Origin of the sequence: Salsuginibacillus halophilus, assembly GCF_003014715.1 — a bacterium.
Classification (GTDB): Bacteria; Bacillota; Bacilli; order Bacillales; family Marinococcaceae; genus Salsuginibacillus; species Salsuginibacillus halophilus.
In genome coordinates, this window is sequence record NZ_PYAV01000013.1 from 1 (window position 1) to 23,926 (window position 23,926).

Sequence of the window (23,926 nt, forward strand, 5' to 3'; positions counted from 1 at the left end):
CTTAGCTTTGGCCATAAGGTTCACGCCCTTTATCATTGTTGTCTTTCATGTAACCATGTGCCAATGTGCCGTGTCCACTATTTATACTAACTTCATGAGTTCATAAAACATGGACCGGCTCCAAGCAAAAGTGGAACTGAATTTGTAAAAATGGACCGTTTCCAAACAAAAGTGGTCCTAGATTTATAAAAATGAAGCGGCACATACGCAAAATGGAACTCATCCATAGATAACAGCATAAAATGACCCCCTCGGCGTGAATCAGCCGAGGGGGTTCACTCATCACTCTATAATATCCACATGGCCATCACGTCGAGGATCGGCTCCTCCTTGAAGCTCCTCATCATCCTCTTCATTTTCAGGTTCAAGCTCTAAATAGAGACCTTGTATGCCGCCGAAGTAAGCGGCTGAACTATGGCTGAGAATGGAGTAACTCGGGTCTTCTCGAAGGTTTTCGTAAATGCTTTGTGATGAATCGCCTTCTAATGGCGTTTCCCACATGTCCCTGAAGTCTTCTTCATAGTAAATGACGCCGTTGTCGATAAAAAGAGTGTCATTCTCATCGTCACGGTTAATGTCGCTTTCAGCGAAGATACGCGGTTCTTCGATAGCCTCCTGCAAAGTTTCTGCTTCATCGTTATATTCAAGGTGCATCAGCGTTTGTGCGAGCATAGCTGGAATGCGCTTGCCGCCTGGTGATCCGATTGACATCACCGGCTCGCCGTCTTCGACCAAGATCGTAGGAGAGATGTAACTGCGCGGACGTTTGCCACTCTCATAGCGGTTCAGCGGGAGGAGGCCTTCATCGAGTAGTGCCTCTTCCAACGATTGACTCTCTTCAATCTGATTTTCTTCAAGTAGTGCCTGCTCTGGAAGCTCTCCTTCTTCAGGTACAACGTCTTCAGTACCCGGTACGTTCATGGAGAAGTTCGTCAGCTGGTTGTTCATGAAGAAGCCGCCGTAAGGTTCAGGCTCTTCATTCCCTTCGACTTCACCAACGCTGCCTTCAACTTTACTTTCTTCAGCTGTATACTCGACGTATTCTCCTGAGCCGAAAAACTCACTTAACGTATTGGTAACAGCGATCATCTTTCCGTCCGAGTCCCGGACAGAGAAGTGGGTGGTGTTTGTTGCATCATTTTGGGTTTCTTCGTTTTCCAGTTGGTCTTCGTCAAACGCGTTATCGTTTTCAGGACCATCGCCTTCGGTATCATCTCGCTGCTGGTCAGGCGCAGGTTGTTCGTCTTCTGGCCCCGGCACTTCTGGCTCCCCAGGAGTCTCTTCTGGAATTTCTTCGTCTTCTGTTTTTTCTAGTTCCTCCGCTGCTTCCTGAAGAAGTCTGATGTATTCTTCGGAGGTGAGCAGTTCGTGATAGTCTTCAGGGTCGAGACCTTGTTCATGCTCGATAACGTTTTGTTCGGAAAGCGCAAGCTCATTCGTTTCTGCTGGTAGAATGTTGTCCGGGTTTGTCTCGCGCTCTTCAATCGCATTCATCATTCGGGTGCTGATATCTTCACGTGTAATGAATGAAGGATCAGCGACACTGATCAGTCGGTCATCATAAACGAGCGAAATGATATTGGCAAGTTTGGGTACGAGTTTATCATATTCATGGTCCCCGTCTTCGTTGAAATGATCCTCAAGCCCAGTTTTTTCAATCAACTCAAGCAGCTGAATGGTGGTGATGCCGCCGCTTGGGGGAGTGCCTGAAGATACGGTATAGTCGCCAAAGGTGCCCTCGGCGGTTTCGAGAACCTGTACTTCATAATCATCAATATCCTCCATACTTAAGCCGTAGCCATCAAGCCCCTCAGGGGAATGTTCGCCTTCACCAGTTAAAATTTGGGCGATATTCGTTTCTACATCGTTATTTTCAGATGTGTACTCGAGGCCGTAAAACGGGTGTTTTTCATCTTCAGCCAGTGCTTCGGCTTCAAAGGTATCGAGATCTTCGTAATAACTTTTTAAATCCTTAAGTACATTGGCAAGGGCGGGCTGTTCTAAGATTTCATTTTCCTGCACGGCTTCTGCATTTTCATCAAAGAAAGGTGTTTCGCCGGCAAAGTCTCCGATGTAACGAATGTTACTGCTCAGCTGGCTGCTTAGCTCACTGTCGACGCTGAAACCTTGCTCACTTAACTCGTAAGCTGGTTGAATCAGTTCATTAAATTCGAAAGTTTCACTGCCTTCTTCGGCATACATTCGTTCCATACCCCGGACAAAGCCGGGAACCCCTGCAGAAAGTGCAGGGTCAGCCGGGTCAACCATTTGCTCGTAACCGCCATAATCTTCAGCGTCGCGCTTTGGTGCAGTTTCACGATAGTCAAAAGCAGTTGTCTCATCGCCATCGGTGATCAAACTCATCCCGCCGCCGGCAATGCCGGAGCCGTAGGGTTCAACAACTCCGAGTGCAAATGATATGGCGATGGCTGCATCCACTGCATTTCCGCCCTCATTCATGATCCTGTTCCCTACGTTCACAGCGATCGGGTGAACAGAGCTCACCCCGTGACTGCTGATGTCACCGTCATCAGCGCTGCCCTCACCGGCGTCATCCAACTCAATGGGGGCCGCCTCTTCAAAAGCAGTAGGAGCCCCAGTGAAAAAGTTGTAGTCATCTTGTAAATAAAATGCTAAAAAACCAGAAGCGATTACGATCGCTGCGGTATACGTTTTCCACAATTTCCGGTAGGGTCCCCAAATTATTGATCCTGTTTTTCGAACGTGTTGTTCGATTTTCGTTAAAGCTTTCATCATGCTCGTCTCCTTACGACTCGGCTTCGATTTCAGGGTCAAGGTGAAGCCGCCCGTCGTGTGTTTCCCATTCTGCATCTAGATTTTTTGAAAGTTGTCTAAAAATACGGGCTTGCTGCATTTGTTCGATCGGGTTTTCGATTCCATGTGGTGTAAACTCGCTTAAACGTAAGGGGGTGAAGATCACTTCATCAATTTCGAGACCATCATCCGCTTCTGTCACATGTAAATCGGCGATCGCTGAATCTCGCGCACGTGTCCAGCCTTGATCGGAGATGAAGTTACCCATACTAGTTAATACAAGTGTTTCATCTATGACTTCAACAGGAGACAAGACACTCGGGTTGTGACCGATAATGACGTCAGCCCCGGCATCAGCTAATATGGCAAATCTTTCTTCGGTTTCATCTGGCGGGTTACTGAGAAAGTCAGTCCCCCAATGAAAATGTACAACAGTAAAGTCATATTTATCAGAAGCCTCTTGAATTGCAGGAATAATACCGGGGGCATCACCCTCATACCACGCAGATACGCCTAGAATACCCGCTTGTGCGAATGTTTGCGCTGCGTAAGTTTCTGTAACGCTTAACGTTGCAATTTCATAATTGTTGCCAACGGTATGAACATGTGGTTCGGCCGCTTCAGCCCCGACACCTAAGCCGACGGTATCGATATTATTGTCTTCCAACGTATTTAAGGTGTAATTGGCAGAGATGTTGCCAAAATTCAACATGTGGTTGTTCGCCAAGGAGACATTCGTGAAGCCGATATCTGCTAAAGGCTCAGCACTCGCCGGCTCAGTAAAGAGTTGAATGTCTTTATCGTGAATAATGTTACCACCACGTTGAATAGCTTCAGATGTGAAAGCGTCTGTAGCATCCTCATGGGTTAAAGCCTCCAAAAATTGTTCCCCTGACGTAAAGGCTTCATCACCATCCAAAAGGTCTTCGTTATTGATCAGCACCTCAGGATTTTCGATAAATCCTGCACCTTCTGTGTCATCAAGGAACTCAGGGTCGTTAATCGGCAGCATCGGCTGTGCGAAGTTGGCAGTGACGTAATCCGCTTCAGCGAGCTTGTCTTTTGTATTACGGAAAAACGCGTGATACCCCCCGTCATGATGAGGGGCGGTGTCCATGACATGACGCCCGAGCATAATATCGCCAAGCATGGAAAGTTGATAGCGCTCTTCATCATCTTCCTGGTTTGCACTGACAGGTTTATCCGCCGGCGCTCCCCAAATTTCTGAGCCGGCAATAATCGCGCCAAAAGCACCGAGGGCAATTAAGCTGTGAGGGAGGAGCTTCTCTTTATGTCGTTTTGTCATCCGCAAATACCGTTCTTTAAAGGTGAGGGAGCGGCGCATAGGTATACCTCTTTCGTGAAAAAATTAAATTAAGAATAATAAGTAGAACATGAGCCCAAAATAAGTTAAGCCCCCAAGGAGGTACGTGCTGCCAATCGTCGGAAGTACACCTTGCTTATGCACAGTGTTGGCAATTAAGCCGGGGACAATAATACCAATCCCGCGGAGTTCAAAACTCTCTTCAATAGGGAGTCCTAAGTAAAGTGCAAAAAAGTCATAGATTAACTTTAAGACGATACCAACAGAGAGCATCGCCGCAAATTTCCGCCGGCCGTATAAGATGACGAACCGGTTTAAAACATACTGCACAATTAGAAATGTCGAAATGCTGATAAAGCCAATGACAACGAGGTTCATCTGCTGGTCAAAAACGAGTGCCACATAGCCGGGCACAATTAAGCCGGACGGGAGGACGCCCGTCCGTTCTGTATAAATTAAGCTGAGCACAATGCCGATAATTAACGCTACATATAAATCGTCACCAAACATAGGGAGGTTCCACCTTTAAATAAATTCCTTTTTTCTTTAATGAGCCGCGACTAATTGCCGCACATGTTCTTCTGTCTCTTCGTGATCTTTCTTGTCTTCAACTTCAACTGTGACAGGCTCCACTTGTAAAGTGTGCAGCAGTTCGGCTAAAGCTTCGCCCCCGCCGTGAATATTGCCGATGCCGTAAAACACGGCTGGCGCTTCTAACCCTTTTAAATATTTGAACACTTCATCAACTGGCTGATTGGTCATGTCAATAAGCTCAGGTGATTGAAGCATACCGGCATCATTTGCTTTTAATATCGCCTCATTATTTTTTCCCATCAATACTACCTTGTCAGCTGCCATGCGAGGGAGGACGTCGCGTGCGAACTGTTCTGTCCGGTCCACCCGGTCGTCCCGGCTGTTCATAATGACGACGGTTTCCATGTCATGATACCCAAGCTTACCCATGCGCCGCCAAATATTAAGTGTAGATGTCGGGTCGTTCGCAGCAAAGGCGTTAAAGAGATAAGACGGTGCAACTGCATCTTTTACGGGTGTGATCCGCATCGCCCCTGGATCAACGGAAGCGTTCAACATACCGTTTAATGCCGTTTCCCGGTCAATCCCCATACAGTGCGCTGCAGCTAAGGCAATTGAAACATTTTGCGGAAAAATCATGTAGGGAAACTTTAGTAGAAACGATTCATCAACTTCGAATTCATCTGCGATCACAAGCTGTGTGTTACGTTTTTCAGCCAGCTGTCGAAACTCCTTAATATAAGGATTATCTGGCATGATTAAATAACCGTTTTTCGGTATGGAGGTTTTAAAAGCTTTGGCGACCTCATCAAGGGTTGGACCAAGCTCATCCATATGGTCTTCAAGAATGTTTACGATGACAGAGATATGAGATTGAATTAAGTGGTTTTGAAAAGTTTGCTGATACTCCGGCTTAACGGCCATGCACTCGCTTACAAGTACATCAGCATCTTCAGCAACAGCACGGTGAACAATCCGCATTTGTTCATTGATATTCGGGCCTTCTGGACGGCGTACAATCGGCTCTTCTTCATCGGTATGCCAAAATAAAAGGCGGGCTTGAGTGCCGGTTGTTTTACCGAGTACGTGATCACCATTTTCTTTTAAAATGCCGGTGATCAGGCGGGTGGCCGTTGATTTTCCGCGAATGCCGTTAATGTTCACACGTAGACGGAGCTGATCAATCCGCTTTTGATGACGTCGGCGTTCAATGAGACCGATAATAAGTGCAGCAGCCACGACAAAAATGATATAAACCATACGTATACTCCTCTATATAAGAGATGTTTGTAGCTCTTTAAACAGTACGATTCCAGTTGGAACACTTGACAAAATAAACATAAACCAAATCAATTTTATAGAACTTTTCCGGTGCGGTCAATTTTATGCAGGAAAATTTAAACCTGCGAAAATGTCAGGGTGTTATAACATTGTACGTGCAGCTTGTTATCGTAATTCAGACGAAGGATAAAGCTGAGATGCAATATACAAAACATGAGGTTTGACGCAAAACTTTAGATAGATGGTTCCACTAAAAGTGAAGGTATGATATACTGTATGTGAAAATATTCACAATCTAATTTTTTGATTAAAAAGTTTTTATGGTCACCGTACGTTTAATGGCAGCCAACATTTGCGATTGAAAGACGGGGGTGGAGATATGCTGCGTTTACTTGAAAGTTTTAATTGGTCATGTGAAAACATTCACATAAATATACTTTACATAAGGAGGCGTTCTCATGTTAGTGAAATTTTTAAGACAGAGTGCAATTGCAGCCGGAGTGCTTTTACTATTGCGTCTATGGCTCGGTTGGTCGTGGCTCACGTCAGGCTGGGGGAAAGCCTTAGGTGAAGAACGATTTGATGCAAGTGGCTATTTGCACGGTGCTGTGCAGGATCCGGTAACCAATCAAGCAGGTGAAGTGGCTTATCCGTGGTACGTTGCTTTTATTGAGTATGTGGCCCTGCCTTTATCTTCTGTATTTAGCTTTATGGTCGCCTGGGGCGAAATATTTGTAGGGGTTGGTTTAATTTTAGGAATTTTAACAGTGTATGCTGCGTTTTTCGGTGCGACGATGAACTTTGCCTTTTTATTTGCAGGCACGATTTCAACAAATCCGATTATGCTGCTTGCGGCTTTCTTTTTAATCGCAGCCGGCCATAACGGTGGATGGTTCGGCGGCGATCGTTATATTCAGCCAAAACTGCAGCATTGGGTGAAAAGAACCTCGTAACATCAGCATGTGCACGCGCCTAAAAAACATGCACATATGACGCAGCAAACAGTGTGCTAAAAACCGTCAGACGAGGTCATAACTCCCTTTAGTTAAAACGTGAGTGGGTATATATAGCAGATGCACAGAAACCTTTTCATTCTGTGCGTCTGCTTTTGTGTAGGCTTTATATTGCTTGACGTTTTATGCGATGTGGAAGATGCTTTTACATCGGTACCTACTTTTGATAAGTCTGACGACACGTTCAGCAATGATTCGCATTGCCCATAGGCTTGTTCAGCCTGATCGGCGGTTTGATCTGCGATACTTAACATTTCTTCAGGCGCTGAATATATTTCTTCTGTACCCGCGGACATCTCCTCGGAAATGAAAGATAAGTTCAGCGTGTAGACAAACTTTCAAGAAAAACGGAGGCTGACGTCGCTTTTCGGCGGACGCTTGCTCAGGCACGGCCTCAACTTCCTCGGCAGAAAGTCACTGCCTGCGGGATTTTCGGCTCGCGCTGTTCCTGATGGCGTCGCCGCCGGTGCTCGTCAGTCTTGCGTCATTTGCTGGTCATGAATTGTAGAGAGCCTTTTGATCAAGCGATATTTAGATGAATCAATTTCATAATGACGCTTCATGAGCGATCAAGCGAACCATATACAATGGAAATCCTTATGATCCGTTAACTAACAAGTGACCGAAACAAAAGACGGCGACTCCCAGAGGATCAAGCCCCCGGGAAAGCGTCCGTCGGTAGTGTTGGTCACGTTCATGATTCGGTTTTTTCTCTTAATAGGGCAGCCAGCGGCGGTTGGAGCCGTAAGTTGTGAGTTAATGTTAAGTTTTGTACTTTGTCTACAGCCTGAAGTTTTTATTGACTGTGAAGAATCTTTTTTCTTTGCGCCGGGAATAAGCTGTGGGTAAGGCGGTATAGAGAAGGTGAATCATATGTGGGAGTACGTAAGTTTAAGTATCAGCGCGTTTTTTATGGGTTATGTGCCGTTTTTTGAAATTTACTTAGCGATTCCGGTTGTGATGATCGCCGGGATGGACCCGGTTTCGGCCATCATTTGGTCCGGGATGGGCAATTTTCTTGCTGTGCCGACGGTGCTCTTTCTTTATCAGCTGCTCAGCCGCTGGCCTCGGCTCGGGCGGTGGATGAAAAAGCTTGAGTATAACCGGTTCCGCCGGCACATTGACCGGTATGGCGGGTGGATGGTTCTTCTTGTGACGGTGCTTGTCGGGGTGTGGGCGGTCGCTGCAGCAGGGCGTTCACTTGGGATGAGTTACCGGGTAATTATGATTAGTTCAGCGTGCAGTATTATACTTTACGGCATAGCCACGGCGTTTGCTGTCCAGCGCGGCTTGGACTTTTTCTAGCTGCGTTTGACTTTTGTTTTAAGCGTGTATAAAACCAACAGTGGATATTTCAAGTAGAGGAGTGGTCGAAGTGTCACAGCCGAAAATTATTGCGTACAGCCGGGTGATGCCGGAGGTGCTCGATTCTTTAAAACGTTCATATGAAGTTGTTCATTATGAACATGACGAGCATTTGGAGAATGAAAACTTTGCTGCCGACATTACAGAAGCAGAAGGCGTTATTGGTCTTGGCTTAAAAGTGACGCCGGAGCTTTTAGATCGAGCTGAAAATTTAAAGGTCATTAGTAACGTCTCCGCAGGCTACGATAACATGAATGTTGAAGCGATGACGATACGCGGCGTGATGGGGACAAATACGCCGGGGGTTTTGGATGAAACAACAGCTGATGCTGTGTTTGGGTTGATTTTAGCAGCTGCCCGCCGCATTCCGGAGTTAGACCGTTACGTGAAAGAAAAACAGTGGACAGAGCTTCTGCCGGAAGAAAAATTTGGTTTGAACGTAAACGGTAAAACGCTGGGTATTATCGGACTTGGACGCATCGGTTCTGAAATTGCTAAGCGCGGACGCTACGGGTTTGACATGAATATCTTATATCATGCCCGCTCGCGTAAAGAAGACGCTGAGCGCGACTTTGAAGCGCAGTACTGTGAGCTTGATGACCTGCTTGCCCGTGCAGATTTTATTGTGGCCATGACGCCGTTGACGGAAGAAACGAGAAAAATGATTGGACGCGAGCAGTTTCAACAAATGAAAGAAACCGCCATTTTCATTAATGCTTCTCGCGGCGGGGTTATTGAGGAAGAGGCACTCGTTTCCGCGTTGGAAAACGGTGAGATCTGGTCTGCAGGACTGGATGTTTATTCAGAGGAGCCGCTTCCGTTTGATCATCCATTTTTAAAGCTTGAAAACATTGTTACAACCCCTCATATCGGCAGTGCAACCCGTGAAACGGAAGAAGCCCTCTCGGCCCGTGGCGAGCAGAATTTACGTGAAGCTTTAGAAGGACGGCGGCCGCAGGATTTAATTAATCCAGAGGCTTATGAAAGTTAAGAACAGGGGGCACTTCGTTGACACAACGTTTAAGTGAAGCAGAACAAAATTTTTTAAAACGTTACGTCGATTGGCTTGAAACGATGGAAGACGGATTGACGACTGTATCCACGTTTTACCATGAAGGGTTTACTGCTGAAGGCGACCGGCTGCTCCGCGAAATGATGGAGGGGTTTCGGCCGCTCGGGTCGAGCAGCATGAGTGTGCGCACGTTATTTTCAGAAGAAGAAGCATTGAGAACGCTTCACCGCTTTGAAGGTGCTGTGAACCGTGCTGTGGCAGTAGAAGAAGCTGAAGGAGACGAGGAGCGCTTTCGGCTGTTGCGCGAGGAAGTCCTGCCTGCGTTTCAAGGATGGAAGCTGCGGGTTGTACAAAAGTATCAAGCAGCAGATGCATAAATCCAGGCTTCGGCGGGTATAGCCATAGAGAAACATCATTGAAAGGAGCGTCGTTCATTTATGGCACATCATACACATGAAAATCACCAGCATGAACACAGCATGGCTTGTGGTCACACAAAGATTAAGCATAACGGCCACATTGATTACATTCATGATGGGCACCTTCATCACAAACACGAAGATCACTGGGATGAGTGCGCGATCGAGGTTAGTGAAACGAACCCTGAAGAGTGTAATTATGTAGAAGCCGCGTGTCAGCATCATGAAGATTGCGGGCATGAGCTTGTTCCTCATGGCGACCATTACGATTATTTAGTCGATGGTCGGCTGCATCATGTACATGGGGATCATATCGATGATCACGGACCGGTGGAAGTGATCAAATAAAAGCGATGGAGCCTGGCTCCATCGCTTTTATTTGCCTTCGGATAACTGTTTTTTTAACTGTTCTGCGGAGGAGGGATAGCTGAAGTAAAAGCCTTGCAGGCCTTCGCAGCCGAGGTTAGTTAAAATGTCAGCCTGCATTTTTGTTTCGATCCCTTCAGCAACCACATCAATTTTCAACTGACGGGCAAGGCCGGTAAGTGAAGCGGCAATCGCCCGGCTGCAGTCATCCACATCAATATCGTGAATGAAAGAGCGATCAATTTTCAACGTGTGCACGGGGAAGGACTTTAAGTGACTAAGAGACGAATAACCGGTACCAAAGTCATCGATTGCAATTTGCACCCCGAGTGCGCTTAAATTTTGGAGCACAACTTGAATACTGCCTTCTTTAGCAAGCAGGGCGGTTTCTGTAATTTCAAGCTGTAAAAGTTCAGGTGGAAAGTTTGTATATTTTAATATGGAGCGAACTTTATTAACAAATACCTGACCTTCAAGCAGCTGTTTAATAGATACATTCACTGAAATACGTACAGGCTCACATTCTGCATTAATCCAATCAGCACCAAATGAACAAGCCTGCTGCAGCACCCACTCCCCAAGCGGTAAAATCGCGCCGAGCCCTTCAGCGATCGGGATAAACTCTCCTGGAGAAACAATACCAAGCTCTGGATGCTTCCAGCGCAGAAGTGCTTCGACGGCTGTAATCTTTTCGGTGTCTGGGTTCATGATCGGCTGAAACAAAACGTAAAAGTCATGGTTTTTCAAACTGCGATACATGTCATGGCCGAGCTGAAGCCGCCGGGAGCGGGATTCATCGGTGTGTGTATGATAAAAACCGTAACAATTGATTTCTTGTTTTTTACTCGCAACCATCGCATCTAAAGCGTGCTCAATTAACTCCTCCACCGTTGTTTCACTTTGCCCGTCAAATGTAGATATGCCAATCGTCGCTGAAACTGATACCCACGTATCATCCGGAAGTAAGAAAGCCTCCTCAAACGTGTGCAGCATGTCGGTCGCCTGCCTCCCAGCTTCCTGCTCATAACTGAAGGACGTAATAAGCGCAAAATATTGATTGCCGTCCCACTTGGCGAGTTCCCCTTCTTCTGGAATAACGGCTGCAAGGCGTTGACCGATTTGGTAAAGGAGCTGCTGCCGCTGCAGCTGCGATAAAGTGGCACTTGTATGCTCAAAGCCGTCAATATTAATGCAAAGAAAAGAAAGAAAATCACCTTTTTTTACAGCCTGCTCCCATGCTTCATAGGCATGGTCCAGAAACAGCCTGCGGTTAGGCAGGTGCGTTTCCGGGTCGTAAAAGGCGAGTAGGTGTCTTCGCTGCTTTTCAAGTTTTTCATCTGTCACATCTTTTGCAATGCCATACACTCCGAGAACGTGACCGTCTTTGGCTTCACGTACCGGCATATTAAGCACCTTAATGTTTAAAAGACGGCCATCTTTATGATAAATCCGGGTTTCATAACTTTGGGATTCCCCTTGAGCAGTACGTAAAAAATGTTCCCGTGTATGGGGCAGGTCTTCATTTAAAACTAAATCTTGATAAGAGAATCCTTTAACGTCCTCAATTGTATATCCGGTTAAATCTGCACAAGCTTGGTTGATAGCGTAGTAATAGCCATCTAAATCCATAGCATAAACAGCATCAATATTTTCGTGAAATAAAGCTTGAAAATGAGCGTCAAATTCTTTCATCTTCTGAAATGTCTCAGCAGAAGCTTCGGTGTTTTGCAGTTGAAGTACGGTATAAGCCTGTTCCGGGACCGGAAGCAGCGAGATGTGAAGCTTTTCTTCAGAGAGGTTTTTTCGTTTAAACGAAAACTGGTGACTTGAAGGGTACTGGTTTTTCGCTCGGTCGAGTGCACGGCGGAATGTACCAGCCTCATCTTGCAAATGGAAGTAATCGAAAATATCAGGATAGGTTTTTAAATCTTCCGTTTTAAAACCGGTCATATTTGTAAAAGCATTGTTGCTGGCAGTGATTTGATGGTTTGCATCAAGCAGGATCAGACCATCTTGATGTTCGTGAAAGAGGGAAGTAAACAAGGGAGCGTCCGGGTTTATCAGAATTCTATGTACATCATTAGCTGCTTTCATAAAATGGACCTCCCAATCAATATGAATCTTGTGAAAATTATACAAATCAACACTCGTCGTATCAATACCTCACTGAACAGGTTTGGAAAATAAGTAAAATATACCTTGGTGATTTAAGTGAAGCACCGGTGCTGTTACAGCTTAACCGGTGCCCCGCGCTCACTAGCTGAGAAGATGCCGTCTTCATTTAAATAAAATAATGCGTTGGATAAGTCGAAAGCAAGTGTTCGTTTTTGGTCTCCGATGTGAAGGGTCGTGTCTGCATATGCATGTTGAATCGAGATTTTCCGATCAGCAGGAACAGATAAATAAGTCCGAGCCCCGCCTGCAGACCCAACCGTTTTTGCGGTAATGTCACCTTCAGCTTTCAATGTTCCGCCAATGACTGTTTTGGAGACAAGAATATCACCAGCTGCTGATACGTTAGAATGGGTACAGCCGCCTCCGAAAATGTGCACATGACCTGCACTTGTAATGGTGCTTTTTGTGGCATAACCGAGATTTAATTGAATATTAGGGTCAAATAATGTTGTCTCATTCTTCATACTTAAATATTTCATACGCTCGTACCACGTTTCAAGCTCCTCAATCGTTTGAACCGGCGCGGTACTTAAAAGTAAGAATTGCTGTTGTAAAAAGTAGCGAACATCATGCCATTCAGTATCAAGCTCGCTCCGCTGCAGATCTAACTTCTCGACTAAATGCTTTACATCAGACTGCATCGTCGGAAACTTTTGGGATATAAGCAGTCGCAGCACCTGACTCACGCTCATCGTAGCGTAATTGGATTGCTGAAACGCTGCGGAAGTATATAACTGTTTTAAAGCCTGAAGCAGCCCGGCCACTTGATCTTTCACCGGCTGAAGCGCTGCAGCAGCTTCTCCTGCATAAAGCTTTTCGGCTCCGGCGATTAATGTTGAGCTGATGGCATTACGTTGTACGGTGATCGACCCGGCAGCGCGTAACGTACTTTTTTCAACATAAGATTGGGCGTGAATTTCACCACCGGCTTCAACACGCATATTTGCTTCAACAGCACCGCGAATATCGATATCACCGATAAAGCTTAAGTTACCGGTTTTCGTGTTTAAGTCGCCGTTGTGAACGAGTTGGGGGAGAACGGAAACCCGCACAATCTGCCCGTGCCGTTCTACCTTTGGGCGCCCGCATTCTTCAGCGATAACGCGCTGCTCATTTTCTGAATAAGATACACCGCGTCCGGCTTTAACAATAAGAGGGTAACCATCTGGAGCCTCAATGGTTTCACCATAAATGTTTAATCCTTCTTCTCCCTCTTCCGGCGGATGAATACTAGCTAGCGTATTACCTTCGTCAACGTTTGGAATGTAGTTTGTTTCACGGAAGTCGACAGAACCGTCAGCCTGCGCTTTTGGAGATATTCTACGTTGATCAATATCAATCGTAAAATCAATGTCCCCGTCTTTACCTGGAACAGCTGGTTTTCCTTCAGCCACCACAAGTCGGACTGGTTCATCGGTTTCACACCCAAGTTGAATGTTTTCGTATAAAATCCCAGAGACGACACGATAAGACTCAAGTTTGTTAAGCACATCGGCCATTTGCAATTCGTTATTCATCTGTACTTTTTTCTGCGTTTCAAGTGTTAAGCGGGCATCCGGCGGCCGGTCTTCCAGTGTGTAGACGGTGAATGACCCAGGGTTCACTTGAAGAATGGCTTGATCGTCATTTTTATGAATGTGAAGGCTCCATGAAGTTTCTACACGCTCGTTGGCAAGCTCTATGACAACGTTATCTTTTTCACGGATCGGCGTACTGCTGCGAAACGTTTTGTCGTTCACGTGTAGTGTAACCCCTTCTCCTGGATAGACGACTGGAGGGCCGCTGGATCCATCCTGCACATGAAGCTGCCCGTTGTGTACCCAGGCTTGTCCGTAAGCCTGTTCTGCATCTTCTTTTGTTTGCTCACGTTCGAATTTGTGAACTTCAGCTGCTTCAACGATTTTTGCAAAAGCATCATCTGTCGTCTCTTCTGGAGCTTTGCTTTTAAGTGAGGCTTCAATCATCGGTCGGCGACGAAGGAAGAATCTACTTTTATCTGTTTCGGGTGTAAGCACTTTAACATCGAGCATTTCCACGGTTTGTTGAAAGTGCTCTTCTGCTTTACGAATGCAGTGAGTGACTGTGCGACCGGTAAACCGCTTCTTTTCAGTCATTGCCACACCCCTCCTTTTATTCACTTTACCTACGAAGGTGAATTCGACATTAAGACAAACGTTACTTATTCTTATGTCAATTTTACTAGAAATTAGGCGGTGTGTCGAGAAAATTCAGAAAAAAGGTGCATTGAAATTTGAAGATGTGATTGAAAGGGAGTTGCCAGAAGTTAGCTCGTTTCCTTGGAATGAGAGCGTTTTTATTGGGGAAAGAGAAGTAGTGTCTACGTTGGTAGTATGTAAACAGCCGATAAACTGAGCATGGTTAAGCCAAATAGGCCGAGTGATATACCGCCAAATAAAAAGAGAAAGACACGTTGGTTTTGGTTCATGGGGATCCTCCTTTTAATGGTATTGTAGAATAGTTTTACCCGATCTATTATTTTTTAAACGATATCTTAAAGCTGCTGAGGGTTTATAAAGGTTAAAGCTTCACTTCTATTAAATATAGAAGTGCCAGACTGTCGACAAAGTATAAAACATAACATTCACGCACAGCTTACTGCTCCGGGATCCGCGGACTGCCCTGTTAAGAGGATAAAAACCGAATCATGAACGTAACCGGAACGAAAACGGACGCTTTCCCGAGGGCTTGCCTTCAGCTAACTTGTTCGAATAAAAACCATTCGAACAAGTGGATCTTCAGCCTGCGCTTGAACCTCTGGGAGTCGCCGTCTTTCGTTTCGGTCACTTTTATATTGATGGATTATCTTTTTTTTATTGTGCATAAAACGTCATGATGAAATTAATGCATATAGACATCGCTTGATCAAAAGGATCTTTACATTTGATGACCTTCAAACTACACAAGGCTGACGAGCACCGGCGGCGACGCCACCAGGAACAGCGCGAGCCGAAAATCCCGCAGGCAGTGATCTGCTGCCGAGGAAGTTGAGGCCGTGCCTGGGGCAAGCGTCCGCCGAAAAGCGACGACAGCCTTCGTTAATCTAAAAAGTTTGTCTACACGCTGTCACTTCTATTAAATATAGAAGTGCTGCAGTTCAAAAGACACAGTTTTAAAAAATATTCATAAACACGTATATATTTCAGAATTTCGGGAAGAAATGTAATAGCAATAGATCGAGCCGTGAAGTCCTCATCTGTTGCTGCCCCCTTTTTTGATAAATTTTTGGACTGCCGGCAGTGCGGCAGTCTCTTTTTTTGTGGCTATTTTTCGTTTTTTTAATTTCTTAAGGATGAACAAATAAGGATAACTTCTGCATAAGGTGTAGAAGTGAAGTAGAAGGGGGCGGATCATTTGAGTTTTAATTATTTACGCTGGTCACAAGTAGCTTATGCTGGGGAAAGAACCTCACCTAAAGACGGTGTGACGCCGAATGCCGGAAGTTGGCCGTTGTTTTATTTTTCAAGAGACCAAAGGGGATTTCTTACGCCAGAAGGTGACCCATTCGATGTACCGGTTGCAGATCCGAATCATATTCCGTTTGAACAAGAACTGCAGGCTGTTCATTCGGCACTTGCCAATGCTGACCGACGTGGTGTAGCATTGGCTGAATATTATGGAACAGGTGTACCGACGAAGCAGTGGACCCCGGTGGCTGACCGCCTTATTGATACGTACGGTGTGACGCCGGTCGAAGCTGCTCGTATTTTAGCTGTGCTTCATCAAGCGCTTCAAGATACAATGGTCGTTGTATGGGCTGAGAAATATAAGTGGGATGTGGCACGGCCGAACCAGTATGACCAAGAGCTTCGCACCCTGCTTTGCACCCCAAGATTTCCGGCCTACCCTTCAGGCCATAGTGCACTCTCTGGGTGTGCTGAAGAAATTCTTAGCTACTTTTTTCCAGGAGAACGGCGGCCGCTCCATCAAGTGGCAGAGGATAACGCTTTAAGCCGTTTAATTGCAGGAGTGCATTTTCCGGCGGATAATACAGAAGGCTTAAAGCTAGGGCGTACGATGGGTCATTTTATCGTTCAACAGCTTCACGAAGATACAGATGCAGAAGGGCGTCCGGTAGACCGGCGCTTTCATGAAAACCTGCAGGCTGATATATTTCCAAGGCGGTATGAACAGTTCATTCCTTTTGAATTTCCAAAGCGGTGTTCTTCACTTGTTGAAACTAAATCCGGTCCTGAAAAGGAGAAAAATGAGGAAGTTGCAAAGCCGAAATTGTATATTTAAACAAGAAGACTGGTAAAAATAAAAGAGTGAGTAAGCGGCTGAAACGGGTTAACAAAGTTTCGCCGCTCTTTATTTTCGTTGAATCTTGATTTACGTACATAATGCGGGTATAAATTCAGCTTTTTTGGGTATAGAACTGCATTGAAAAGACTTATAAAAAAAGAGAGAGGGGGAGAACATGACGACCGAAATATGGCTTGTGACTGAAGGTGAGCATACAAAGGCAACTGTTTACGGACCGGTCGGCATGCCGGACTTTCCGGAGTTTGTTTGGAAGCAGGATGATGAAAGGGTGCATATAGACGGCTGGAATGAATTGTATCAGTTGTTGTGCACGAAAAACCCGGTAGGCCTGACCCCGGCATATGTAGACGAGCGTCTCGTTGAAGTACTGAAGCACTGGTTGTTGACCGAGGCTGAGGGGGAGGATTCCGAGCTTCGGATGTGGATTGATCAAATTGTCGACACTGATCCGGATGAAGTGATGGCAGCTAGATGGATCTGCCGCGCCCGGCATGTCATGGTTGTGACCGGCGCCGGCATGAGCACAGAATCCAACCTGCCGGATTTTCGCTCAAAAGACGGCTGGTGGCGTAACATTGATCCGGTAACGGTGGCGACAGTAGAGGCGCTTGAGAAGCAGTATGAACTGTTTCACGCGTTTTATCAAGCGAGACTAGAAGCACTATATGAAGCTGAACCTCACCAAGGTCACAATATTTTAGCCAAATGGGAAGAAGTTGGTGTAGTAAGCGGAATCGCAACCCAAAATGTGGACGGCCTTCATACAGCTGCCGGCAGTGAGCAGGTGCACGAGCTGCACGGCTCAATCCATTCGATTCGCTGTTACAGCTGTGGCCAAGAGGCTGAACTTCATGCATTTCATGAAGGGCGTGGATGTGATTCATGTGACGGGAAGCTCCGCCCCGGTGTTGTGTTGTTTGGCGAGATGCTTCCGCAAAAAGCATGGGATGAGGCACTTAAGCAGATTGAACAGGCAGATGTGGTTCTTGTCATCGGCACAAGTTTAGAAGTGTATCCTGCTAATCAACTGCCGTGGATGACCCGCGGACGAACCGTTTATATGAACATGGAGTTAAACGCTGATGCCTCAGCGTTTGATGCTGTAATTACCGGCAAAGCGAAAGAAGTATTAACAAAACTTGATAAAAAGCTAGAGCTTTACTGCGCAAACAATTGAAGGAGGCGGCATGGATGAAAGTAAAATCACCTGTACCTAAAGCAAAAGGCGTTGACAATACGATGGCCTTGATTAATGAAGGGTTTGAGTTTTTGCGCACGCGGCGCCAACAGTTAGAGTCAGACATTTTTGAAACGCGGCTGCTCGGTAAAAAAACAGTATGTATGGGGGGGGCTGAGGCGGCTGAAATTTTTTACGATGAAGAGAAGTTTTATCGGAAAAATGCGGTGCCGAAAGTGTTGAAAAAGTCACTTTTAGGTAACGGTGTACATGGCATGGACGGAAGTGCTCATAAACATAGGAAACAAATGTTTTTATCAATGATGACACCGGAAAGATTGGAAGCGATGAAAGATATTGCCCTTGAAGAACTTGATGCGAAAGCCCAAGGTTGGGAAAAGCAGCAAGAAGTTGTTTTATTCGACGAAATGCTTGAAGTTCTGGCCCGCAGCGGCTGCCGCTGGGCAGGGGTTCCGCTAAAAGAAGACGAAGTTAAACAGCGTACTGAAGAAATGGCACGTATGGTCGATTCTTTCGGTGGTTCGCTCGACCGGTTGAAAGAAGGAAAACAGGCGCGTGAATCTCAAGAAAAGTGGTTAAAAGGGATCATTAAAGATGCGCGGGCAGGGCGGATTGAGGCACCGCCATATACACCGCTTTATATCATTGCCAATCACCGCGATCAAAACGGGAAGCTGCTGGATGCACAAACAGCAGGGGTTGAGTTAAATAATACAATCAGACCGCTGCTTGCGACGGCATATTTTCTCGTATTTGGAGCTATGGCCATGCATGAGCACCCGGAGACGGTGGGAAAACTGCGTGAAGATGAAAATGACTACAGCCATAAGTTTGCGCAGGAAACCCGCCGCTTTTATCCGTTTGCTCCGGCGATGGCAGCAAGGGTAAAGAAAAACTTTACATGGAGCGGCTATGATTTTAAAAAGGATATGCTTGTTGTTTTAGACTTCTTCGGCACAAACCGTCACCCGGATGATTGGGAGGCGCCGGATGAATTTCGTCCGGAACGATTTGAAGATTGGAACGGGAGTCCGTTTTCTTTTATCCCCCAAGGTGGCGGCGATCATTATATGGGACACAGGTGCGCAGGAGAATGGACAACGGTAATGGTGATGAGAGCATTCTTTCGCTACTTTGTCCGCCACTTAACATACACAGTGCCAAAGCAAGACTTAAGCTACAGCTTATCACGGATGCCGACACTGCCGAACAGCGGGTTTAAGATCCGTCATGTGCGAAGAGTGAAATTTGACGTTGCAGAAGAGCAGAACGTTGAACAGAGCCAGACTGTTGTGAAGTCGTAAATATTTAATCGAGCTAAAAAGCGAAGGTTGACGTTGCTTTTCGGCGGACGCTTGCCCCGGGCACGCTTTAAATTCCTCGGCAGAACGTCACTGCCTGCGGGATTTTCGGCACGCGCTGTTCCTGGTGGCATCGCCGCCGATGCTCGTCAGCCGCTCTTTATCTCATATTTGGCCTAGGTCTCTGGCACGTTTTTTGTGCCTGACACCTAAAAATATTGATCCTTTGTGGAAGTGAATCATTAGCTGAAGCCAATCCCTCTGTCGGGGGGTTATTGATTGAAAGATGTTTTAAAGTCTTCAATCGGCATTGGCTTTGCTAATAAAAAACCTTGCATGGTGTCGCAGCCGAGTTCGCGCAAATAATTGTATTGTGCTTCAGTTTCAACACCTTCAGCAACGACACTCATCTCCAGGTTATGCGCAAGGTCAATCATGCTTTTAATAATTTTCGCATCAGCTGAATTATGCAGCATCCGGCTCACAAACGAACGGTCGATTTTTAAGCCATCGAACGGAAGAGTGCTCATGTAGCTGAGTGAGGAGTAGCCGATGCCGAAATCATCAATGAATAACCCAAGTCCGAGCTCCCGGAGAACTTCTAAACGTTCGATATTCTGTACGGTGAAGTCCATTGCCATACCTTCAGTAATTTCAATATTAATACTGCAGCCTGGGGTTTGTTTTCGCTCTAAAAGTTGTTGCACACTTTGGATGAAGTCTTCTTGATAAAATTGGCGCGGTGACATGTTCACCGACAAGCTGATGTTTCTCATCCCCGCCTCGATCAAGTTGTTCATATCTGCGCATGCCTGCTCAAGCACCCACGTACCGATGGGAACAATCATACCTGATGATTCAGCAATAGGGATGAAATCTTTTGGCGGTACCATGCCAAAAACCGGGTGATTCCAGCGGAGAAGGGCTTCAGCTCCGGTGATCTCGCCGGTTGCAAGGTCTCGTTGAGGCTGGTAGTGCAGCTCAAACTCATTTGACTGTAAAGCAGAGCGTAGACTGCTTTCTAGAGCTATCATTTCATTAGTCTGGTGGTTCATATAAGGCTCGTACCAAGTCAGTTCCTTTGCTGCATTCGCATCTTTATGATGCAGTGCAGTATCTGCATTGTTCACAAGTGTGCTGAAATCTTTGCCGTGCACCGGGTAAACACTTACACCGATACGTACAGGCACGTGCAGCTCTAACCCGGAAACGCGAATCGGCTCTTCAAACAGCTGAATCAGCTGATCTCCCAGTTCAACATTGGTTTCTTCCGGCGTTTGTATTGGATGAATAAATAAAAATTCTTCTCCGCTCCATCTCACGGTTAAATCGCCAAATTTCGCAAATTGGCGGAGGCGGTCTCCGACTGCACGCAAAAGTGTATCTCCGGTTTCGTGACCGAAATTATGGTTGATGTGGCTGAACCGGTGGATATCAATTAAAAAAACCGCAACACGCTCGTCCTGCGTATGGGCTTGGTCAAGCAACTCGTTACCGCGCTCGTATAAATAATAACGGTTAGGCAGATCCGTTAAAGCATCATAATATGCCATATAGCGAATTGTTGCTTCATTCATCGTTTGTTCAGTCATATCCCTGATAATGATTTGAACAACCGGCTCTTCATTCAACTCGCAGTAAAGCGCTTTTAAATAAAAGTTCCGTTTATTTTCATCAGGTGTGAGGTATGAAATGTCTAAAGCGGTTGTTTCTTTCACCCCTGCTTCTACAGCTTTGAGCTCGTCACGTAAACGCCGTTGTTCTTCAGGAGGAAACAGTGCAGTGAAGTTTCCGGGTAGTGATCCAGGCTGCTCAAAGCCGAGATTAACTCTACCCTGCTCGTTTATATATTCGATACGGTCATTTTGCAGCATTGCAATACCATCTGGCGAATTTTCCACCAGTTGTTTATACTTTGCTTCGCTCTGCTGTAAAGCACGCTTATGGCGGATTCGTTCGAGCTCGTGTGAAGCATGAGTGGATAAAATCCCAAGGATGGTTTGAGCTAGTTCTTTTTGTGTTAAAGCCGTTTGATTCAAGATTACGATAATCCCAATGACTTCTCCTTGGCTGTCGGTTAATGGTGCACCTAAATAAGCCTCAGCATTAACCCCGGCAAGCTCTTCATCTTTTGGAAACAGCTGCTGCACATTTTGCGGATAGCAGCAGACTTGATGTTCTTTTTTTACGTGTTCACAAGGTGTGTCAGTAATATGATAATGAATGTTATCGATCCAGGTGCCATCAAATATAAATGCTTTCGTTTCAACAATTTGGGGCTGGATGAACTCTCCGATAAACGCCGCGTTCACATCGAGAACAGAGGCGAGACGCTCGACCATTGTTTCAAAGAAGGTCTCGTTTTGGTCGCTTGTTGAAGACATTGCTTCATAAATCTGGGTAAGTAAGTGCGTATGCAGACTCCGATTTTCCGAGAAGTCTGCTTGGTAGCTTTGAAAGGAATTCATCATCCAGCCCCTTTCTGAGCGTGAATCTTAAACTCGTTTTGATTTGGTTCCATTTTATCATGAGAATTGGTAATGAGCGACAACTTTTGTAGGCAAAGCTTTTTAGATTGGTTAGCTCACGGCTTCGTTTGAATGTATGCCACGGTATTTTTATCTCCGTCTTTCGCCTTATATAATGCTTCGTCTGCTTCTTTTAAAAAGTCTCTTGCATTATGATGATCAGTGGCTGTTACAACAGCTGCACCAATGCTTACGGTGACAATGCCATAAGGAGAACCTTCATGTTTGATATTCAAGGATTCAATGCTGTTGCGGAGGTTTTCTCCGACTTCGAGTGCTTCCGTTTTATTTGCGCCCGGGAGCAGCACAACAAATTCTTCACCGCCGAAACGAGCAACGGTGTCCATTTCACGGGTGAGCTCCGCTTTTAACGCATTAGCGACTGCTTGCAGGCAGCGGTCACCTTCAAGATGGTTGTAACGATCGTTATAGTCTTTGAAGTTATCAACATCGATAAAAAGGGCGGCAAGTGGGATGCGCTGGTTTTTAACTGACCCCCAAAGAACTTGTAACAATTCCTCAAAAGCCCGCCGGTTGTATACACCTGTAAGTTCATCGAGTTTTGCTTCTTTTTCCATCCGTGCTTTTTCTATTTGAAGTTCGTATTTTTCAGCTTGTTGTTTTGACACATCTTCGAGCACGTGAACGCTGTAAGCTTTTTGGGTATAGGAGCTGTCAACAATGGATGCTTTCATTTCGAATTCCCGCAATTCGTCACCCACAAGTATTTTTAAAGCGAGCGTATATGCCGCAAGTGTCCCGGTGAAAAGCTGCTCCTGCTTCTGTTGAACTTTCAGGTGGTCTTCTTCACTGATCCAGTCGTACAGCTGCATTTTAGCATCGGAAGAAAACAAGCTATGGAACTCATTATTGGCCTCCAAAATATTCAAATCACGATCGGCAACGACGAGTGGAACGCTTGAAAAATTAAAAACGGCCCGGAATTTACGCTCGCGCTCTTGAATTAACCAATCCATCTCTTTTTGCCAAGTGATACTTTCCATTAAGATGCCCCAGCCTGAAGGAGAAGGATAAAATGTAACTTCAAGCCACTCACCTTCAAATTGAATCTCCTCTTCTAATTTATTGGATGCATGTTGAATATGTTGAATCAATGCAGGGTTCTTTTGAAACACTTTCGTATGGAGCACGTTGTTTAAGACTTTTTTGTCTAATGAAAGAAAGCGTGCAGCGGTGTTGTTCATGTAAATGATTTTTCCATCGTTGTCGGCAAAAATGAATGGATCACTGATGCTTGCTAAAATATCGCGCGTTTCTTGTTCCTTTTTTTGCACAGACTGCATCATTTTAATGTTTTTGTAAGCAATATAGAAAAACATACTAACGATGATCACAATAAAAACAGCAATCGGAATAGCAGCGTGATCATTAGAGACAGCGTAAAAGGGTTCGTGCTGGCGCAACGTGTTCGAATAAGTTAGTTCAATTGATGATAGTGCAGTTGTATGAAAGAAAAAGGCAGTTAAACCTTGTGTCAAGCCTGCTGTAAGGCCGAAAGCAAAAGGGCGTCTTTGAAACGAGGCTTTTGTAATGCTTTTTAAATATAAATAAGAAAGTAAAACAGCACTACATAGCGCAAAAAAGAGCCATAACCAGTCATAGCTGATGTTTGCAGCTATCTGCAACCCAAAAATACCGATAAAATGCATAGCTCCAAATGAAGCACTTAAAAATAAAGTCGTAAAAACTAAGCGGCGTTGAGAAAAGTGCGCATTTAAGTAATAAACTGCTGTCCAGACAGCTAACGTAGTCACCACGAGTGATATAACGAGTAAAAGTGAACTGAAAGAAACATGTAACGGAACTTCCCAAGCAAATAACGTGAGAAGATAAGTTGTCCAAAGTCCGAGGCTCCAAATGCACAATGAAATAAAACGGGTGTATCGTTTCTGTTTTTCTTCAAATGTAATGATATAAACGGCTGTAAAGGACATAGCGACGGCTGCGAGCAACGCAAGAAACAACAGGGTCATATTAAACGATGTTTGTATGTCCATCATCTTCGCTCCTAAACAAGAAAAAAATAACATTGAAAGGTTCAAATGTCCTTATACATTTCAGCAAAAATCGACATAAATCGCAAGTGATAATCGGACTAAAATCATAAAAACTTAAAACTGTCGGCTCGTGCTTTTCCTGTAGGCATCGCCGCCGATGCTTGTCATCCTTCAGTTATAATATCGTCATGAAACACCATAGATACCCTCTTGATCACACAATTTCTACATAGGATGAGCCATTTTTTAAAGACGCTTCATGAGCTATAAAACAAGCATTATATGATCCGTGAATTCAAAAGTAACCGAAACGAAAGACAGCAACCCCCCCTA

General features: G+C 45.4%; 16 protein-coding genes. 8 read left to right on the forward strand and 8 right to left on the reverse strand.

What is annotated here, in order from left to right:
* Positions 1-282: 282 nt before the first annotated feature.
* Genes B0H94_RS12075 through pgsB form a run of 4 tightly spaced genes read right to left on the reverse strand, consistent with a single transcriptional unit; the run spans position 283 to position 5,893 of the window.
* Positions 283-2,754 carry a gamma-glutamyltransferase gene (locus tag B0H94_RS12075; protein ID WP_181315394.1) on the reverse strand — a complete coding sequence of 824 codons (2,472 nt, stop codon included), beginning with the start codon at positions 2,752-2,754 and terminating at the stop codon, positions 283-285.
* Positions 2,755-2,767: 13 nt separating this feature from the next.
* Positions 2,768-4,120: a CapA family protein gene (locus B0H94_RS12080; protein WP_106589532.1), complete on the reverse strand. Its 1,353-nt coding sequence runs from the start codon at positions 4,118-4,120 to the stop codon at positions 2,768-2,770.
* 24 nt (positions 4,121-4,144) lie between these two features.
* Positions 4,145-4,609 carry a poly-gamma-glutamate biosynthesis protein PgsC gene (gene pgsC, locus B0H94_RS12085; RefSeq protein ID WP_106589533.1) on the reverse strand — a complete coding sequence of 155 codons (465 nt, stop codon included), beginning with the start codon at positions 4,607-4,609 and terminating at the stop codon, positions 4,145-4,147.
* Between the two features lie 36 nt (positions 4,610-4,645).
* Entirely contained in the window at positions 4,646-5,893 is a 1,248-nt protein-coding gene (gene pgsB, locus B0H94_RS12090; protein ID WP_106589534.1) for a poly-gamma-glutamate synthase PgsB, read from the reverse strand.
* Between the two features lie 479 nt (positions 5,894-6,372).
* Here pgsB and B0H94_RS12095 point away from each other — a divergent pair, with 479 nt between their 5' ends.
* The 5 genes from B0H94_RS12095 (at position 6,373) to B0H94_RS12115 (ending at position 10,071) form a co-directional block, all read left to right on the forward strand.
* A complete protein-coding gene (locus tag B0H94_RS12095) occupies positions 6,373-6,867 on the forward strand; it encodes a TQO small subunit DoxD (RefSeq protein ID WP_106589535.1) in 495 nt (164 codons plus the stop codon).
* Positions 6,868-7,800: 933 nt separating this feature from the next.
* Positions 7,801-8,232 carry a small multi-drug export protein gene (locus tag B0H94_RS12100; protein ID WP_106589536.1) on the forward strand — a complete coding sequence of 144 codons (432 nt, stop codon included), beginning with the start codon at positions 7,801-7,803 and terminating at the stop codon, positions 8,230-8,232.
* Between the two features lie 70 nt (positions 8,233-8,302).
* On the forward strand, positions 8,303-9,283 hold the full coding sequence (locus B0H94_RS12105) for a 2-hydroxyacid dehydrogenase (protein ID WP_106589537.1): 981 nt from the start codon (positions 8,303-8,305) through the stop codon (positions 9,281-9,283).
* A gap of 17 nt (positions 9,284-9,300) precedes the next feature.
* Complete coding sequence (locus B0H94_RS12110; RefSeq protein WP_106589538.1) at positions 9,301-9,681, forward strand: DUF8042 domain-containing protein; 381 nt, start codon at positions 9,301-9,303, stop codon at positions 9,679-9,681.
* 60 nt (positions 9,682-9,741) lie between these two features.
* A complete protein-coding gene (locus B0H94_RS12115; RefSeq protein WP_106589539.1) occupies positions 9,742-10,071 on the forward strand; it encodes a hypothetical protein in 330 nt (109 codons plus the stop codon).
* 27 nt (positions 10,072-10,098) lie between these two features.
* On the opposite strand, the gene B0H94_RS12120 is transcribed toward B0H94_RS12115, so the two are convergent.
* Positions 10,099-12,183 (reverse strand): sensor domain-containing protein, encoded by a 2,085-nt coding sequence (locus B0H94_RS12120; protein WP_106589540.1) that lies wholly within the window; start codon positions 12,181-12,183, stop codon positions 10,099-10,101.
* Positions 12,184-12,317: 134 nt separating this feature from the next.
* Positions 12,318-14,378, reverse strand: a complete 2,061-nt coding sequence (locus tag B0H94_RS12125) for a flagellar assembly protein A (RefSeq protein ID WP_106589541.1) — start codon at positions 14,376-14,378, stop codon at positions 12,318-12,320.
* A 1,258-nt stretch (positions 14,379-15,636) separates the two neighbouring features.
* Here B0H94_RS12125 and B0H94_RS12130 point away from each other — a divergent pair.
* The 3 genes from B0H94_RS12130 (at position 15,637) to cypC (ending at position 19,050) form a co-directional block, all read left to right on the forward strand.
* A complete protein-coding gene (locus tag B0H94_RS12130) occupies positions 15,637-16,524 on the forward strand; it encodes a phosphatase PAP2 family protein (RefSeq protein ID WP_106589542.1) in 888 nt (295 codons plus the stop codon).
* Between the two features lie 178 nt (positions 16,525-16,702).
* Entirely contained in the window at positions 16,703-17,725 is a 1,023-nt protein-coding gene (locus B0H94_RS12135) for an NAD-dependent deacylase (protein WP_345789046.1), read from the forward strand.
* 14 nt (positions 17,726-17,739) lie between these two features.
* Positions 17,740-19,050: a CYP152 family fatty-acid peroxygenase CypC gene (gene cypC, locus B0H94_RS12140; protein WP_106589543.1), complete on the forward strand. Its 1,311-nt coding sequence runs from the start codon at positions 17,740-17,742 to the stop codon at positions 19,048-19,050.
* A 269-nt stretch (positions 19,051-19,319) separates the two neighbouring features.
* On the opposite strand, the gene B0H94_RS12145 is transcribed toward cypC, so the two are convergent.
* Together B0H94_RS12145 and B0H94_RS12150 are read right to left on the reverse strand one after the other, a co-directional pair.
* The gene (locus tag B0H94_RS12145; RefSeq protein WP_181315395.1) at positions 19,320-21,515 is read right to left on the reverse strand and encodes a putative bifunctional diguanylate cyclase/phosphodiesterase; all 2,196 of its coding nucleotides are present in this window, start codon (positions 21,513-21,515) and stop codon (positions 19,320-19,322) included.
* Positions 21,516-21,631: 116 nt separating this feature from the next.
* Positions 21,632-23,593 (reverse strand): diguanylate cyclase, encoded by a 1,962-nt coding sequence (locus B0H94_RS12150; protein WP_181315396.1) that lies wholly within the window; start codon positions 23,591-23,593, stop codon positions 21,632-21,634.
* Positions 23,594-23,926 lie beyond the last annotated feature (333 nt).

Excerpts from the sequence above, each read along its gene's own strand:
- B0H94_RS12075 (WP_181315394.1), bottom strand. The coding sequence starts at position 2,754 with ATGAAAGCTTTAACGAAAATCGAACAACACGTTCGAAAAACAGGATCA.
- B0H94_RS12080 (WP_106589532.1), bottom strand. The coding sequence starts at position 4,120 with ATGCGCCGCTCCCTCACCTTTAAAGAACGGTATTTGCGGATGACAAAA.
- pgsC (WP_106589533.1), bottom strand. The coding sequence starts at position 4,609 with ATGTTTGGTGACGATTTATATGTAGCGTTAATTATCGGCATTGTGCTC.
- pgsB (WP_106589534.1), bottom strand. The coding sequence starts at position 5,893 with ATGGTTTATATCATTTTTGTCGTGGCTGCTGCACTTATTATCGGTCTC.
- B0H94_RS12095 (WP_106589535.1), top strand. The coding sequence starts at position 6,373 with ATGTTAGTGAAATTTTTAAGACAGAGTGCAATTGCAGCCGGAGTGCTT.
- B0H94_RS12100 (WP_106589536.1), top strand. The coding sequence starts at position 7,801 with ATGTGGGAGTACGTAAGTTTAAGTATCAGCGCGTTTTTTATGGGTTAT.
- B0H94_RS12115 (WP_106589539.1), top strand. The coding sequence starts at position 9,742 with ATGGCACATCATACACATGAAAATCACCAGCATGAACACAGCATGGCT.
- B0H94_RS12120 (WP_106589540.1), bottom strand. The coding sequence starts at position 12,183 with ATGAAAGCAGCTAATGATGTACATAGAATTCTGATAAACCCGGACGCT.
- B0H94_RS12125 (WP_106589541.1), bottom strand. The coding sequence starts at position 14,378 with ATGACTGAAAAGAAGCGGTTTACCGGTCGCACAGTCACTCACTGCATT.
- B0H94_RS12135 (WP_345789046.1), top strand. The coding sequence starts at position 16,703 with ATGACGACCGAAATATGGCTTGTGACTGAAGGTGAGCATACAAAGGCA.
- cypC (WP_106589543.1), top strand. The coding sequence starts at position 17,740 with ATGAAAGTAAAATCACCTGTACCTAAAGCAAAAGGCGTTGACAATACG.
- B0H94_RS12145 (WP_181315395.1), bottom strand. The coding sequence starts at position 21,515 with ATGAATTCCTTTCAAAGCTACCAAGCAGACTTCTCGGAAAATCGGAGT.
- B0H94_RS12150 (WP_181315396.1), bottom strand. The coding sequence starts at position 23,593 with ATGGACATACAAACATCGTTTAATATGACCCTGTTGTTTCTTGCGTTG.